The organism is Pseudomonas sp. 15A4, from assembly GCF_016925575.1.
Classification (GTDB): domain Bacteria; phylum Pseudomonadota; class Gammaproteobacteria; order Pseudomonadales; family Pseudomonadaceae; genus Aquipseudomonas.
Genome location: NZ_CP068986.1, coordinates 4629810 through 4646536, shown reverse-complemented (window position 1 = coordinate 4646536; position 16727 = coordinate 4629810). Strand labels below are relative to the sequence as shown.

Genomic DNA, 16727 nt, shown 5'->3' with positions numbered 1-16727 from the left:
ACGAGATAGGTGAAGGGCAATGGATGACGTGAATCGCGATTTCAGCAGTTGGCTGCGCTCCCCGGGTCACACGGCCTGGCTGATGCAGGAGGGCAATCGGCTGCTGGCGTTTGCCAAGGCCTCGGAGCTGCCCCAGGGCTTCGGCAATCTGGATGACCTCGGCCGGCTCCCCGCCGATGCCGTCGCCGAAACCATGAACACCGCACGCATGACCCACAGTTTTGCCATGGCCCACATCAACGGCATTCCCGGTTGCGCTGCGCTGGTTGATCACGGCATCGCGGCGCTGGCCGGGCCGTTGCGCGATGCCGAGCATGGCGGCTGGTTCGCCAGACCCCTGGAGCACAGCGCCGACACCGGCAAGAACGCCTACCTGCATGCCTTCGTTGCATTGGCGGCCAGCTCGGCAGTCGTCGCTCGACGCCCCGGCGCACAGGCGCTGCTGGAAGACGCGATTCAGGTGATCACCCGGCGTTTCTGGAGCGAGGAGGAAGGCGCCATGCGCGAGTCCTTCGACCGCGACTGGCGCAACGAAGAAAGCTATCGCGGCGCCAACAGCAACATGCACAGCACCGAGGCGTTCCTCGCCCTGGCCGACGTCACCGGCGATGCGCACTGGCTGGATCGGGCGCTGAGCATCGTCGAGCGGGTCATCCATCAGCACGCCGCGGGCAATAACCATCAAGTGATCGAGCATTTCACCCTGCAGTGGCAGCCGATTCCCGACTACAACGTCGACAAGCCCGACGACGGCTTCCGCCCCTACGGCACCACGCCTGGCCACGCATTCGAATGGGCGCGGCTGGTCTTGCACCTGGAAGCGTCACGGCGCAAAGCCAGGCTGGACACGCCCGCCTGGCTGTTGGAGGACGCGCGCGGGTTGTTCGAAAACGCCTGCCGCTATGGCTGGGACGTCGATGGCGCGCCGGGGATCGTTTACACCCTCGACTGGGAAAACAGTCCGGTGGTTCGCCATCGTTTGCACTGGACCCACGCTGAAGCGGCCGCTGCCTCCGCCGCACTGCTGCAACGCACCCGCGAGCAGCAATACGAAGACTGGTACCGGACGTTCTGGGAATTCAGCGAGACGCTGTTCATCGACTACGAAAACGGCAGCTGGCGCCACGAACTCAACCCGCAAAACCAGCCCAGCGCCGATATCTGGGCCGGCAAGCCGGATCTGTACCACGCCTATCAGGCGACGCTGCTGCCGGTCTTACCGCTGGAGCAAAGCTTGGCGACGGCGTTGGCGCACAGGGCCTAGCCCGCAGCGTTTGCGCCCTCGGCCGGCAAATACATCCCTTGTGGGAGCGACCGGGGTGGCGCTCCACCTTGCCCGCGAAGAGGCCAGTACATCCGCTATACCTTTTGCGCCTGAACTGCCGCCTTCGTGAGCAAGCTCACTCCCACAGGTTTGTGCGTGTGCTTTCTGTTGTGCGTCCGCCACAAAACCGGTGGTGCGCACCACCGCCGCTACTGGATCAGGCGCAGTTCCATGTGGGAGCCGAGCTTGCTCGCGAAGGCGGTGTCTCAGCCGCTGAAGATGTAGTGCATGTCCCGGTCTCTTCGCGAGCAAGGTGGAGCCCCACCCGGGTCACTCCTGCAGGTTATGTGTTGTTTGAGGATTTGCGCATCTCGGTCAAACCTTCAACTCAATCCACGTCGGTGCATGGTCGCTGGCGTGGGGCAGGTCCCTGACCCAGCGGTCCACCCCCGCGTTTTTAAGCTTGGGCGCCAGGTCCTTGCTCAACAGCAGGTGGTCAATGCGCAGCCCGGAGTTGGTCTTCCAGTGGTTGCGGAAGTAATCCCAGAACGTGTAAATCCGCTCGTCCGGGAATTTCGCGCGCAGGGCGTCAGTCCAGCCTTGCTCCAGCAAACGCTCGAAGCACGCGCGGCTTTCCGGTTGCAGCAAGGCGTCCTTGAGCCATGAGCGGGTGTTGTAGATGTCGTTGTCGGTGGGGATGACGTTGTAGTCACCGGCCAGCACCACCGGATGCTCGCTCTTGAGCAGCGAGTCGGCGTGGGTGATGAAGTGCTCGAACCAGTCCAGTTTGTAGTCGAACTTCGGCCCCGGCTGCGGGTTGCCATTGGGCAAGTACAGGCAACCGACGATCACGCCCTGAACAGCCGCCTCCAGATAGCGGCTGTGCTTGTCCTTTTCATTGCCTGGCAAACCCCGGCGGATCTCCAGCGGCTCACTGTCCCGGGACAGAATCGCTACGCCGTTCCACGACGGCTCGCCCTGCCAGATCACACCGTAGCCGGCATTGCGGATGTCGTCGGCGGGGAAGGCTGTGTCGGCGGCTTTGAGCTCCTGCAAACAGACGATGTCGGGCGCTTCCTTTTCCAGCCATTGCAACAGAATGGGCAAACGCGCGCGGATGCCGTTGATGTTGAACGTGGCGATTTTCAACTTGGCCATGGCGTTCGCCTCCAATGAGTGTGCAGCGTTGGAGGTCGCCGGTTCGATTAAGATTCCATCGGCGTGCGTGCCGCTGGATTTGCCTGCGTTCTTTCAGGCGAAGCGTTGCGACACACGAATCACTTGCCGGGCGATGTACGCGCCCGTCACGATCACAGCGAACAGCCGCAGGGTCTGCATCGCCAGCACGAAACCGACGTCCGAGTGGGTGTCGATGGCAATGATCGCCATGGCATCAAGGCCGCCGGGGCTGGTGGCCAGATACACCGAGAGAAAGTCCTTGCCCATGATTTCCGCGATGCCCCAGGCCGACAGGGCGCAGAGCAGAATCAGCACCAGCGCGCCAGCGATCATTGCCGGCAGCCGCCGCCAGACATAGCTGATGGTCACCCGATCAAAGCGCAAGCCGATGTAACTGCCGATCGCGCCGTAGGCAATCGCCAGTACCCAGGTGGGCAGGGTGATCTGCAGCACGCCGCTCAGCTGCAACGCGCCGCCAAGCAACAAGGGCACCAGCAACGCCCCGGCCGGCAAGCGACTGCCGAGCGTCACGCCGACCCCGATCACCAGCAGGCTCAAGCCCAGATTGAGCAGGTTCATCCCGTGCAGCAGTGCGTCCGTGCTGTGAGCCTCCGAACCGCCAGCATCGGCGCCGAGCAGCCGACTGACCAGCGCGCCGACCATTACCACGCAGACCACCCGCACGTATTGCATGGTGGCGACCACCCGCGAATCGGCGCCGTAATCCTCGGACATCGCAACCATCGCCGACGCTGCGCCCGGCGAAGTGCCCCACGCCGCGGTGCTGCTCTGAATGCCGCCCCACCGCGCCATGGCAATCCCGACCACCGCGCTCAGCGCGACGGTGAGCAAGGTGGCGAAGACCATCACATGCCACGACTGCATCGCCGCCAGCAGAACGCCGACCGTCATGGAATGGGCGACCAGCACCCCGACCGTGCCCTGACCGAGACGGAACACGTGCTTGTTCAGGCGAATGCTGGCCCCGGCGACGCCGAAGCCGATCGCCACCAGCATGGGCCCGAGAAACAGCGCGGCAGGTACGTGAAAGTATTTGAACAGTTGGCCGGCGCTACCGGCCATGAGGATGAGCAGCAACCATTGGATGAGCGGGTGCTGGTGGGCGAGGGCGAACGAGGTGGGGCGTGGCAACGCGGATCTCCAGAGCATTGGCGTTTCCTGATAGGTGTTTTCCAATGACGCCCAGTATCGACAGCGCAATCGATCAAGTCTATTTTCTAATAATCATGAATTGATAGCTTTGGTTGATATATGGACCTGCGTGACCTGACCTATTTCGAAACCATCGCCGAGCTCGGTCACCTGGGGCGCGCGGCGGAAAAGCTCAATCGCAGCCAGCCGGCGTTGACCAAAAGCATCCAGCGGCTGGAGGAATCCTTCGGTACCAAACTGTTCCAGCGCGACGGCCGCAGAATCAAGCTCACCCCCGTGGGCGAACTGCTGCAGGCGCGGGGCAAGGTGTTGCAGCAAAGCATCGCCCAGACCCAGCGCGAGGTGCGGGATTTCGCCAGTGGCGCGGTAGGGGATATCCGTTTGGGCTGTGCGGCGACCATGGCCGAGTACCTGCTGCCGGAACTGACCAGCGCGCTGCTCAAACGCTCGCCGCAGGTCACGCTCAAGCTGGTGATCGGCCAGGACGACATGCTCCGCGAGCAACTGCGCTCCGGGCACCTGGACATGATCATCTGCGCCCAGCGCAGCGCCGAAGAGGAATTCACCTACTACCCGATCCTCACCGACGAAGCGGTGGTGATCGCCAGCCGCAATCACCCGATCTTCACTGCGCCATTCGAGATGCGCGACTTGAGTCGGTACCGTTGGGTGTTGCCGCCTGCGGGGGTGTCGTCGCGGATCTGGGTCGACGACGCCTTCGCCCGCCACAACCTGCCGCTGCCGGAAGTGCAGATCGAGTCCAACTCGATTTCCCTGCTGCCTCGGCTGATCGCCCAGACCAGCCTGCTGAGTTTCATCGCCCGGGAGACGCTGGAGTTCGGCAAGAACATGCAGGACCTGCGCGAGGTGCCGCTGGAACAGACCACCATGACCCGGACCATTTGCGTGATGCTGCGCCGCGAGGGCTATCTGTCGCCTGCCGCCCACGCCATGGTGCAGATGCTGCGCGATGACGGCGGATCTTTCCTCAATTGGTCCTGAGCTGTGCTTTTACCCCGCCGGTTGGGTTAGCCTGCGTGGAGCCATTCACTTTCGGAGCCTCAATGATGCAGGTACAGATGCAGCTACAGACCCGCCAGCCAGACACCCAATCAATGGCCTATCTGGCACACGATGGCGATCATTTCGGCGGTGATCAATCGCCCCTCAACGACGCCGACTCCGACGAAGACCGCGATCCCGAGGGCGAGCTGGATTTAAGCGAACTGGACCTGGACGAGTTTGCGGACACTGACAAGCTGGACATCAGTTCATCGAACCTTGAGTAGAAGAGGGCGTCAGCGCCCGATTGTAGGATATCTCCAGTCGTAAACTGCTCCGCGGTCTCGCAGCAGATGCAAACCTTGTGGGAGCGAGCTTGCTCGCGAAGAGGCCAGTACATCCGCTGGATTTTCAGCGGTAAATACGACGCCATCGCGAGCAAGCTCACTTCTACAGGGGTTGGGTTCAGCCAGCCAGATGCGCAGCCAATGCCTCAATCGCTTCTTCGGCCTTATCGCTACTGCCAGCCCAGGTACACGCCAGCATTAAATTGCGCGGCAGCCCAAAATCCTCCACCTGAAACCCCTGCGCATCGAAGCCCGCCGCGTCATGTTCGATCTGGTCGCGTAGCGACCCGTTTGCTTCAAAATACGCCCAGACCGGCTTGCCCAGCGCGACGGCCATGCCCACTTCGAAGGCGGTGCCTGAATCCGGCTCGGCACCACGAAATGCGTTTAGATTCGCCAGCACGCCGTCGCAGCGTTTGATCATTGCGATATTGGCGTTGCAAATGACCGCGGCCGCTTCTTCAGGCGTAAGCCCTTGGGGCACGTCGTTATCGAAAGGGTACAACCCCTCCAGACCGTGCTGATCGCACAACGCTTTCAACGCGCGACCGTGCTCGATGGCATCAGCACGAAACACGTCGAAGCCCGCGAGATAAACAAGGGGTTTGCCGGTGGAAGGCATGGCGATCTCCTGAAAATACGTTGAGGGAGTGTAGCGGGTGGACAGGGCCCTTTGGTCTGCGCCGTTGATCGGGCCGGCGCCATCCTACAGCAGGCAAGGCTGGAATCTGTACGGATAACCAGTATCCTGACGCTCTTCCGTCAGCCTTTACGTGACCTCGCCGTGAGCCTTTCTCCCCTCGACAATCCGTTTTACTACCTGGAAAACTTCCGCCAGGTGCTGAACTGGATCGCCCAGCGCTACGACGACCTGCTCGATGAAGACGAGCGGCGTTTCATCGACGATTTTGCCCAGCTGCCGCAACCGGCACAGGCGTTGCTGGTGCGCATGGTCATGCGCAAAGGCACGCTGTTTCGCGCCAGCAAGCTGGATTACGCAGAAATCGGCGATGTCCGACTGGCCGCCGCGCCGTTGCTGGAAACAGGCTGGGTCGACGGTCAACCCCATCTGGACCTCCACGCCCTGTTCGCGCTGCTGCGCAAAGATGAACTGGGCGAGTGTTTCAAAGCCCACGGCGTCAAAAGCGCCGAGAAAAAATCCGACCTCTTGCAGCGCCTGTTGCCGATCTACGAAGCACCCCAGCGCCTGGAACACTGGTTTGCCGGCTTCGAAGAAGTGATTTTCGCCCTCCAGGTCATGCCGCTGTGCGACCGGCTTCGCCTGCTGTACTTCGGCAATCTGTACCAGGAATGGTCGGAGTTCGTCCTCGCGGACCTGGGCATCTATCGCTACGAGAAAGTCGAATTTTCCGTCGAGTCCCGCGGCATCAATCAACGCGCCGACATCGACATCTGCCTGCACCTGCACCGCTGTCGACAGGCGCTGGACGACGGCATGGCACTGGCCGACCTGGCTCCGCAGGCGTTGGCGGTCCAGACCGACAACCCCTGGCTGGCCATGCGTCGCGCCAAGCTGTTGTTCAAGATCGGTCAGCAAGCCGAGCGCGAGCAGGACTGGCCGCTGGCGCTCAGTGTCTACGCGCAGTCCAGTTACCCCGGCGCCCGTGTGCGCAGGATTCGCGTGCTCGAACGTAGCGAGCAATTCCTCGACGCAATGACGTTGCTGCTGCAAGCGCAATCGGCGCCGGAAAACGACGAAGAAACCCAGCACCTGCTGCGCATTCAGCCGCGTCTCAAGCGCAAGCTGGGCGAAGGCAGTGTGCAGAAAAGATTGAAGCGTACGGTCAGCCGGCTTGATCTAAGCGTGCTGCCGCTGCCCGATCACAGCGTCGAACGGCTGATTCAGCAGCACTTGGCGGAAGAGGGCAGCGAGGTGCATTACGTCGAGAATGCGCTGGTCAATTCGCTGTTTGGTCTGCTCTGTTGGCGGGCGATTTTTGCGCCGTTGCCGGGGGCTTTTTCCACCCGTTCCACAGCGCCCCCAGCGACCTCTACAGCCCGGACTTCTACCAGCGCCGCGCGGCCCTGTTCGACGAATGCCTGGCGCAACTCGACGACCAGCGCTACGAAGCGGTGATCCGCGACACCTACGCAAGCAAATTCGGCCTGCAATCACCCTTCGTGTTCTGGGGCACCCTGACCCCCGAATTGCTGGACCAAGCGCTGCATTGCCTCCCGGCTCAACACCTGAAACGCTGGTTCCGCCGCCTGCTGCAAGACATCAAAGCCAACCGCACCGGCATGCCCGACCTCATCCAGTTCTACCCCGAACAACGCCGCTACCGAATGATCGAAGTCAAAGGTCCCGGCGACCGCCTGCAAGACAACCAACTGCGCTGGATCGACTTCTGCGCCGAACACGACATGCCTGTTGTGGTGTGTTACGTGAAATGGGCGGAGGAAGAAGTACGGGCGGCGGGGTGAGCGATTGGCTGACGCGGGGACAGATTAATTTACGGTGAAGCGCTGTAAATAATCAGTCCCCTACAAACAGATCCAAAAAATCCAGCGCCTCAGCTGGCCTCTTCCCGGCTAAAGCCGGTCCCACTAAAAGCGCGCGTTGCATCAGTGAGACCGGTGACGCGGAGCGTCAGAGGATGCATTCCCACAGAGCGTGGGAACGATCAAATCAAAGGCTTCCCGGCTAAAGCCGGTCCTACTAAGCGTAAGCGCGCTTTTGATCTTCGTACGAAAGAAGACCAGTCACCGCCAATCGCGACTTTGGTGCAGGCCGAACGCAGACGACGCGGAGTGGGCCGAGCCGCATGGATGCGGCGAGAGCGCCGTCAGGACATGGATGTCCGTTCGGCGCGGGCCCACGGAGCGTCGTCGGAGTGAGGGTACCCTGACGAAGGAAGGGCCCAACCGAGAGCAAGCACCCTTGGTTACTTGGGGTGCTTTTCCAAGTAACTCGCCGAAGGCGAAACAGTCTGCCCCCAGGCAGACGCTCTTGATCTTGATGTCCTTAGCGTTTCACCTTTTTGGCCACCACCGGCAACGGCGCAAACAACGCCGCAATATCCTCATCCTGCAACTTCCAGTCCCCGGCCTTGCGCCCATCCAGCACACCGGCCGCTAGCGCCGCCTTCTCCTGCTGCAAATGCTGAATCTTCTCCTCCACCGTCCCCCGCGCAATCATCTTGTACACGAACACCGGCTTATCCTGACCAATCCGATACGCCCGATCCGTCGCCTGATTCTCCGCCGCCGGGTTCCACCACGGATCGTAGTGAATCACCGTATCGGCCGCCGTCAGATTCAGCCCCGTGCCACCTGCCTTCAGACTGATCAGAAAAATCGAATGCTTGCCGCTCTGGAAATCCTGCACCGGCACCCGCCGATCCCTGGTTTTCCCGGTCAGTAGCGAATACGCAATGCCGCGCTGCTTTAACTCCGCCTCGATCAACTCCAGCATCGAGGTGAACTGCGAGAACAACAGAATCTTGCGGTTCTCCGCAAACAACTCCTCCAGCATCTCCATCAGGCTATCGAGCTTGCCCGAACTGGACTGCCGCGGATTGACCGGCGCACTGTTGACCAGCCGCAAGTCGCAGCAGACCTGACGCAGCTTGAGCAACGCTTCAAGAATGATGATCTGACTGCGCCCCACGCCTTTACGGGTGATCTCGTCGCGGACTTTCTTGTCCATCGCCAGACGCATGGTCTCGTACACATCGCGCTGGGTGTCATTGAGCTCGACCCAATGCACGATCTCGGTCTTCGGCGGCAATTCGGTCGCCACCTGCTCTTTGGTCCGGCGCAGCAGGAACGGCTTGATCCGCGCGTTGAGGTGCTCCAGGCGCTGCTCGTTGCCCAGCTTCTCGATCGGCGTGCGGTAATTGCTGTTGAACTGCTTGGCATCCCCCAACCAGCCGGGCATCAGGAAATGGAACAGCGACCACAGCTCGCCCAGGTGGTTTTCCAGTGGCGTACCGCTCAGGCACAGACGCTGCCGGGCGTTCAACTGACGCGCCGCCTGCGCCGCTTTGCTGTTGGGGTTCTTGATGTATTGCGCTTCATCGAGCACCAGCACATGCAGCAGTTGCTGGCTGAGCACTTCGACGTCGCGGGGCAGCAGCGCGTACGTGGTCAGGATCAGGTCGTACTCCTGCATGTGCTTGAAATCCTGATGCCGCTGGGTGCCGAATAGCGCCAGCACGTTGAGTTGCGGCGTGAAGTGCTTCGCCTCGTCCATCCAGTTGGGGATCAGGCTAGTGGGCATCACCACCAGCGCCGGCCGGTCCAGTCGCCCGGCCTGTTTCTCCAGCAGCAGGTGCGCCAGGGTTTGCAGGGTCTTGCCCAGGCCCATGTCATCGGCGAGCACGCCGCCGACTTCCAGCTCGCGCAGTGCCTGCATCCAGCTCAAGCCCTCCAGCTGATAAGGCCGCAACGTCGCATTCAAGCCTTCCGGCACCTCGCCGCGCACATCCTTGATGTTCACCAGTCGCTCGGAAAACTGCCGCAGCCGGTCGCCGCCTTGCCACACCAGCGGCAGGTCATCCAGCTGCCGGAGCCGCGTGGCGTCGGCGGTGCTCAGGCGAATGGCGTTGTTGCCGTCCTCGCGCCAGTAGAAATCGCCGAGGGTCGCCAACACCGGTTTCAGCCGGCCATAAGGCAGCGCCACCTGGATCGGCACGCCGCCACGCTGGGTGAAATGGTTGAGCTGAACCAGCAACTGCTCGTCGTCCCGACGCTTGGCAATGCCGCTGGCGGTCATCAACTCGGGGTGGGTGCGCAGCAGGTTTATCAGGATCGGCAGCAGGCTCAGCCGCTCGCCGTTGACGATGATTCCCAGCTCCAGATCGAACCAGTCGCGCTCCGGCTCGTCGTCGACCACGGCGTACCAGTCGTCCACCGGGGTCACGTCGAAGCCGAAGTCTTCGCTCATTTCGATCTGCCAGCCTTCGGCGCGCAGGCGGGGCAACTCGTCGAGAATGAAGCTCAGCCAGGCCTTGTCGGTGGGCAGCTCGAACATTTCGCCGGCGCTGTCGGGCAGCGCCTTGCTCTGCCGGGTGGCGATGCGAAACCCCAGCTCCTGCAGCTGCTTGCGGTACTCGCCTTCACGCTCCGGATGGCGGCGCGTGCGCAATATTTCGTCCGGCAGATGCCAGAGGATGTCGCCGCCACGGCCGGGTGCGGGCACGCCGGACACATAGGACTCGCGATAACGAAACGCCAGGGCCGCGCGGTGCTGGATGTGCCGCTGCATCTTGCCGTTGCGCGGCTCGTAGGCGCTGTACTCGAAGCTGGCGAGAATCAGCCGCGGTTCGGGCTTGATGTTTTTTCCAGGCGCTCGGGCAGCTTGGGTTTTTGCTCGACGACTTTCGGCCTGCGCGCAACCGATTCGCCGTCGACCGCTGCCAGAATCCCGGGGCTGTTTTCCGGGTCCTGCAAAAAGAACAGCGCCGCCGCACAGTGCTTGCAGTTGTTTCTGACCGGGCAGGTGCATTTGCCGACGATGAAATTGCGCGTGCGCTCGGGGTCTTTGAACAGCAGCGTCTGGGTATAGATCTCCAGGCTTGAGCCCCGGCAAACCGTGCGCACGACATCTCCGCTCAAGTGTTCGAGCATCACGCGCTGCTGCCGCGCGTACTCTAGACCCCGCTCGACGGATTGCGTTTTAAATAGTGGTTCCCACGGCAAGGCGAGGGCTTTTTCCAGGTTGGACGCCACGTCTAGGCCTGCGTCAACGGGGTGGCTGGACGGGAGAAACCTTGATCAGCATGGCGAGGCTTCCGTTGTCCATGTAAGTAAGTTCTCCATTTCTGACCCGGGTCGCCTGACGCATGCGCTCGCTGGTCACCAGCACGCCGTGGCTGTCCAGCTGGTTGACCCAGAAGTTCGCGTCGATGTCGGTAAAGCGCGCCAGCCCCAGGCTCACCGTGCCCTCGATGGGGAAGTGGCCGAACTGCTCCTGGCCGTCACTGATCGCCACCTTGCTCGGTGTGGCGCTGATGTCCTGTTGCCAGGCTTTGTGCAGCAGCACGTTATAGCCGTCGCTTGATTCGAGCTTGTTCGCCAGACCGTTCAGCGCTGTCGGCGTCTGGCTGTCCGCGCCCAGCTGTTGCGCCCCGGCGGCCCAGTCTTCCGGCGCCGGTTGATTGGTCGCCGCCGGCTCGCCGTTCTGGCGGAAAAGGATCAGTTCCACCTGATAGGCGCCATCGGCGAAGGCCGCCGGGGCAAACAGCACCAGCAGCAGGGTGAAGGAACGGATCAAACCCATGGTGAATCCTTAAGCCGATTTTTGGAAGGCGGTGGGGTCAAGCGCTCGAACAGCGCCTCCAGCGTGGCGAAGCGTTCCTCGGGGCGCTCCATCGGCACCATGAATTTGAACAGCGTGGCGCCTTCGAACTTGTACCGTTTAGGCTGGCTCTGGATCAGCTTGATCAGCGTCAGCGGGTCGACCGGGGTTTCCGCCGCGAATTCGATGCGCCCACCCTGGGGCCCGGCGTCGACTTTCTTGATGCCCAGTTGCTCGGCCTTCAACTTCAGCGACGTCAGGCGCACCAGATTCTTGGTCGGCTCGGGCAACAGACCGAAGCGGTCGATCATCTCGACCTGCAGGTCCTTGAGACCCTCTTCGTCGGCGGCGTTGGCAATGCGCTTGTACAGAATCAGGCGCGTGTGAACGTCCGGCAAATAGGCCTCGGGAATCAGCCCCGGCACCCGCAGATTGACCTCCGGACCGCCACCCAGCGGCTGGTCGAGGTTCGGCTGCTCGCCCTTGCGGATCGACTTCACCGCGCGTTCGAGCATTTCCATGTACAGGGTGAAACCCACCGCCTGAATCTGCCCGCTCTGGCCGTCGCCGAGCAGTTCGCCGGCGCCCCGGATTTCCAGGTCGTTGGTGGCGAGCACGAAGCCTGCGCCGAGGTCCTGGGTGTTGGCGATCGCCTCCAGACGCTTTTCGGCATCCGGGGTGATCTGCTTGCGCGGCGGCGTCAGCAGGTAGGCGTACGCCTGGTGGTGACTGCGCCCGACCCGACCGCGCAACTGGTGCAGCTGGGCCAGACCGAACTTGTCGGCGCGCTCAATGATGATGGTGTTGGCGCTCGGCACGTCGATGCCGGTCTCGATGATGGTCGAAGCAATCAGCACGTTGAAACGCTTGTGGTAGAAGTCGCTCATCACCTGTTCGAGATCGCGCTCGTGCATCTGCCCGTGGCCGATGCCAATGCGCGCTTCCGGCACCAGTTCGGCCAGGTCCGCCGCGCATTTTTCGATGGTCTTTACGTCGTTGTGCAGGTAGTACACCTGACCGCCGCGCAGCAACTCACGCAGCAACGCTTCTTTGACGGTCGGCTTGTTCTGCTCCATGACGAAGGTGCGCACCGACAGACGACGCGCCGGCGGGGTAGCGATGATCGACAGGTCACGCATGCCGGCCACGGCCATATTCAGGGTGCGCGGGATCGGCGTCGCGGTGAGGGTCAGGATGTCGACCTCGCTGCGCAGGGCCTTGAGCTGTTCCTTCTGACGCACACCGAAGCGGTGCTCTTCGTCGATGATCACCAGCCCCAGGTTTTTGATCTTGACGTCGTCCTGCAGCAACTTGTGGGTGCCGATGACGATGTCGATCTTGCCCTCGGCCAGGTCGGCCACGGCGGCGTTGATCTCTTTCGCCGATTTGAAGCGGCTCATGACTTCGACCGTCACCGGCCAGTCAGCGAAGCGGTCGCGGAAACTGTTGTAATGCTGCTGCGCGAGAAGGGTGGTCGGCACCAGAATCGCCACCTGGCGGCCGCCGTGCACGGCGATGAACGCCGCGCGCATGGCCACTTCGGTCTTGCCGAAACCGACGTCGCCGCAGACCAGACGGTCCATGGGCTTGGGCGCGAGCATGTCAGCGCGCACGGCCTCGATGGTGGTCTGCTGATCCGGGGTTTCTTCGAACGGGAAGCCGGCGCTGAAGGTGTCGTAGTCAAGCTTCGGATCGGCGAAGGCATACCCTTCGCGTGCCGCGCGGCGGGCATAGATATCGAGGAGCTCGGCGGCCACATCGCGCACCTGTTCGGCGGCCTTGCGCTTGGCTTTCTGCCAGGCTTCGGAACCCAGACGGTGCAGGGGCGCGAGCTCGTCATCGCTGCCGGTGTAGCGAGCGATCAGGTGCAGGTTGGCCACCGGCACGTACAGCTTGGCCTCTTCGGCGTAGGCCAGCATGAGGAACTCGGCGACCTGGTTCTCGACCTCCAGCGTAGCCAGCCCCAGGTAACGGCCGACACCGTGGTCGATGTGCACCACCGGGGCGCCTTCACGCAGCTCGGCCAGGTTCTTGATCACGGCATCGCTGGCGTGACTGTCGGCGCGCTTGTCGCGACGACGACGCTGCATCACCCGCTGGCCGAACAACGGGCTTTCCGCCACCAGCGCCAGCGCCGGCTCTTCCAGCACCAGGCCTTCGTCCAACGGCCCGATGGTAATCGCCAGACGCTCCTTGCTGTCGACGAACTCCTGCCAGCTGTCCAGGGTTTTCGGGCGCAGCTTCAGGCGTTCGAGCAGCTCCAGCAACACTTCACGGCGACCGGCGGATTCGGCCGTAAACAGCACGCGTCCCGGGAACTCGCCGAGGAACTTCGACAGCGCCGCGAGCGGTTGATTTGCCTTGGCTTCGATGGCCAGATCCGGCAGGACCTGCGCCGGAAAACGCTCGCGACCGACGCCGCTTTCGACGTCATCCTGGCTCGCGACCACTCGGGGCCAGTTTTTCAGGCGGGCAAAGCAATCGTCCACCGGCAGGAACAGCTCCGCCGGCGGCAGCAACGGCCGCTCGGGATCGACCCGGCGTTCTTCATAGCGGTTGCGCACGTCCTTCCAGAAGGTCTCGGCCGCCGCTTCGATCCCTGGCATCGAGAACACCTGGGTGTCCTGGGGCAGGTAGTCGAACAGCGTGGAGGTTTCTTCGAAGAACAACGGAATGTAGTACTCGATACCGGCCGGCGTGATGCCGCTGTTCAAGTCCTGAAAGATCGGGCTGCGCCGGAAGTCGACGTCAAAGCGTTCGCGGAAACGCGCCTTGAAACGCGTCACCGCTTCCTTCTGCAGCGGGAATTCTTTGGCCGGCAACAGACGCACCGAATCGACCTTGTCGATGGAGCGCTGTGTTTCCGGCTCGAAGGTGCGCAGGGTTTCGATCTCGTCATCGAACAGGTCGATGCGGTAAGGCAGTTTGCTGCCCATCGGGAACAGGTCGATCAGCGCGCCACGGACGGTGAACTCGCCATGCTCATACACCGTGTCGACATAACGATAACCGCTGGCTTCAAGGCGGGTGCGCATGGCGTCGACGTCGAGCTTCTGGCCCACGTCGAGGACCAGACTGCTGCCCAGCAGGAAGCTGGTCGGCGCCAGACGGTGCAGGGCGGTGGTAATCGGCACCACCAGTACGCCGTGCACCAACTCCGGCAGCCGGTACAGGCTGGCGATGCGCTGGGAGATGATGTCCTGATGGGGCGAGAACAGGTCGTAGGGCAGGGTTTCCCAATCGGGGAAATGCAGGACCGGCAGATCAGGGGCAAAAAACTTCAGTTCCTGCTCCAGTCGCTCGGCGCTCTGGCTGTCTGCGGTGAGCAGCAGAGTGAAGCGTTTCGCGGCGCTGGCAGCCTCGGCAATGGCGAGACTCAGGGCGGCACCGGGGAGGTTACCCCAATGTTGTTTGCCTGCTGCAGCAGGCAGAATCGGTAGGCGCAGAACGGGCACGGAAGTTAAAGCTCCAGGCGTTGCGGCAAAGCCGGGGAGTGTAACTAATCCGCAGAGACGCTGTCAGTTTTGTGCGCTCGCAATTATGTAGTGCTCCAGCTCGTGAAAAGTCTGGATTGCTCATAAACAAAGGCCTGTGCATAATGTAGTCCCTTTTTTCAGCCCCTACATGTGGAAGGTTCCCGTGACTCAGAAGCCCGACCAGTGTCTTGGTGAATGGATCGATCGTGAAGCCCTCGCCGAGGCGATGATCCCGCTTATCGGTCAGCTCTACCGCAATAATAATGTGGTGAGTTCGATCTATGGCCGCAGCCTGATCAACCGTTCAGTCATCGCGATTCTCAAAGCACACCGCTTTGCGCGTCACCGCCAGGCCGACGCCAGCGAGTTGTCCGTACACGAGACATTCCCCCTCGTCAAAGCCATGAGCGAGCTCAAACTGGGCGCCGCTTCGGTGGACCTGGGCAAGCTGGCGGTGAAGTACAAGGCCGAAGCCAATGGCCGCACTCCTGAAGAATTCATCCGCGAAGAAATGGCCGAAGTCATTGGCCAGCAGAATTCCGGCGAGCGCAAGGGCACTGACGTCGTCCTGTACGGCTTCGGCCGCATCGGTCGTCTGCTGGCACGCATCCTGATCGAAAAAACCGGTGGCGGCGACGGCCTGCGTCTGCGCGCCATCGTGGTCCGCAAGGGCGCTGAAAACGATCTGGTCAAGCGCGCAAGCCTGCTGCGCCGTGACTCGGTCCACGGTCCTTTCGACGGCACCATCACCATCGATGAAGCCAACAACACCATCTGCGCCAACGGCAACCTGATTCAGGTGATCTATGCCAAGAACCCGGCCGAGGTGGACTACACCCAATACGGTATCAAGGACGCGCTGCTGGTCGACAACACCGGCGTATGGCGTGACGCCGACGGCTTGGGTCAGCACCTGCAATGCCCGGGTATCGATCGCGTGGTCCTGACCGCACCGGGCAAGGGCAAGCTGAAGAACATCGTGCACGGCATCAACCACCAGCAGATCACCGCCGATGACAAGATCATCTCCGCGGCATCCTGCACCACCAACGCCATCGTGCCGGTGCTCAAGGCAGTCAACGACAAGTTCGGCATCGTCAACGGTCACGTTGAGACGGTTCACTCGTACACCAACGACCAGAACCTGATCGACAACTTCCACAAGGGCGATCGCCGTGGCCGCAGCGCCGCGCTGAACATGGTTATCACCGAAACCGGCGCGGCCACTGCAGCGGCGAAGGCATTGCCCGAGCTGGCCGGCAAGCTGACCGGCAACGCGATCCGCGTTCCAACGCCAAACGTCTCGATGGCCATCCTCAACCTGAACCTGGGGACGGCCACCACCCGCGAAGAGATGAACGAGTACCTGCGCCACACCGCGCTGTACTCCGATCTGCACAAACAGATCGACTTCGTGAACTCCCTGGAAGTGGTCTCCACCGACTTCGTCGGCTCGCGTTACGCCGGCGTCGTTGATGCTGAAGCGACTATCGCCATGGATAACCGCGTTGTGCTGTACGTCTGGTACGACAACGAGTTTGGCTACAGCTGCCAGGTGGTCCGCGTGATGGAAGAAATGACCGGGGTCAACCCGCCGGCTTTCCCGAAGTAGGTTGAAAGCAGCGATAAGCGGTAAGCGGTAAGCCTCAAGCTGCAAGCTGAACTGCGAAGTAAAAAAACGCCCCGACTGGTTCGGGGCGTTTTCATGTGCGAGCAAGTCCAGCGAACCGGCCGAAATCTCAGGCGCCGCACGATCCTGTGGGAGCGAGCTTGCTCGCGAAGGCTTAGTGTCACTTGCCAGAAAAGTGGCTGGCTGTCCTGGCCTCTTCGTGAGCAAGCTCACTCCCACAGTTCCAGCGAACCGGCCGAATCTCAGGCGCCGCACGATCCTGTGGGAGCGAGCTTGCTCGCGAAGGCTTAGTGTCACTTGCCAGAAAAGTGGCTGGCTGTCCTGGCCTCTTCGTGAGCAAGCTCACTCCCCAGTTCCAGCGAACCGGCCGAAATCTCAGGCGCCGCACGATCCT

9 protein-coding genes and 2 pseudogenes are annotated in these 16727 nt (G+C 62.0%); 5 read left to right on the top strand and 6 right to left on the bottom strand.

Annotated features, from left to right (window positions below):
- The first annotated feature begins 19 nt into the window (after positions 1 to 19).
- Complete coding sequence (locus JN403_RS20565; RefSeq protein WP_205484062.1) at positions 20 to 1264, top strand: AGE family epimerase/isomerase; 1245 nt, start codon at positions 20 to 22, stop codon at positions 1262 to 1264.
- Between the two features lie 375 nt (positions 1265 to 1639).
- On the opposite strand, the gene JN403_RS20560 is transcribed toward JN403_RS20565, so the two are convergent.
- Complete coding sequence (locus tag JN403_RS20560; RefSeq protein ID WP_205484061.1) at positions 1640 to 2422, bottom strand: exodeoxyribonuclease III; 783 nt, start codon at positions 2420 to 2422, stop codon at positions 1640 to 1642.
- Positions 2423 to 2515: 93 nt separating this feature from the next.
- A complete protein-coding gene (locus tag JN403_RS20555; protein ID WP_122538008.1) occupies positions 2516 to 3613 on the bottom strand; it encodes an AbrB family transcriptional regulator in 1098 nt (365 codons plus the stop codon).
- 102 nt (positions 3614 to 3715) lie between these two features.
- Between JN403_RS20555 and JN403_RS20550 the strand changes: the two genes are divergently transcribed.
- Together JN403_RS20550 and JN403_RS20545 are read left to right on the top strand one after the other, a co-directional pair.
- Positions 3716 to 4618, top strand: coding sequence for a LysR substrate-binding domain-containing protein (locus tag JN403_RS20550; protein ID WP_205484060.1), 903 nt, complete (start codon positions 3716 to 3718; stop codon positions 4616 to 4618).
- 62 nt (positions 4619 to 4680) lie between these two features.
- Positions 4681 to 4905, top strand: coding sequence for a hypothetical protein (locus JN403_RS20545; RefSeq protein ID WP_205484059.1), 225 nt, complete (start codon positions 4681 to 4683; stop codon positions 4903 to 4905).
- 178 nt (positions 4906 to 5083) lie between these two features.
- Here the strand turns inward: JN403_RS20545 and JN403_RS20540 are convergent, their stop codons facing one another.
- Positions 5084 to 5587: a nucleoside 2-deoxyribosyltransferase gene (locus tag JN403_RS20540; RefSeq protein WP_205484058.1), complete on the bottom strand. Its 504-nt coding sequence runs from the start codon at positions 5585 to 5587 to the stop codon at positions 5084 to 5086.
- A 162-nt stretch (positions 5588 to 5749) separates the two neighbouring features.
- Between JN403_RS20540 and JN403_RS20535 the strand changes: the two are divergent.
- A pseudogene (locus JN403_RS20535) lies at positions 5750 to 7410 on the top strand (VRR-NUC domain-containing protein).
- Between the two features lie 541 nt (positions 7411 to 7951).
- Here JN403_RS20535 and JN403_RS20530 read toward each other — a convergent pair.
- The 3 genes and pseudogenes from JN403_RS20530 to mfd form a co-directional block, all read right to left on the bottom strand.
- Positions 7952 to 10659: pseudogene (locus JN403_RS20530) on the bottom strand (DEAD/DEAH box helicase).
- A 13-nt stretch (positions 10660 to 10672) separates the two neighbouring features.
- On the bottom strand, positions 10673 to 11209 hold the full coding sequence (locus tag JN403_RS20525; protein WP_205484057.1) for a peptidoglycan binding protein CsiV: 537 nt from the start codon (positions 11207 to 11209) through the stop codon (positions 10673 to 10675).
- Positions 11200 to 14682: a transcription-repair coupling factor gene (gene mfd / locus JN403_RS20520; protein ID WP_205484056.1), complete on the bottom strand. Its 3483-nt coding sequence runs from the start codon at positions 14680 to 14682 to the stop codon at positions 11200 to 11202. The genes JN403_RS20525 and mfd overlap by 10 nt, the downstream gene beginning before the upstream one ends.
- Before the next feature lie 169 nt (positions 14683 to 14851).
- Between mfd and JN403_RS20515 the strand changes: the two genes are divergently transcribed.
- Entirely contained in the window at positions 14852 to 16315 is a 1464-nt protein-coding gene (locus JN403_RS20515) for a glyceraldehyde-3-phosphate dehydrogenase (RefSeq protein WP_122538023.1), read from the top strand.
- The last annotated feature ends 412 nt before the right edge of the window (positions 16316 to 16727 follow it).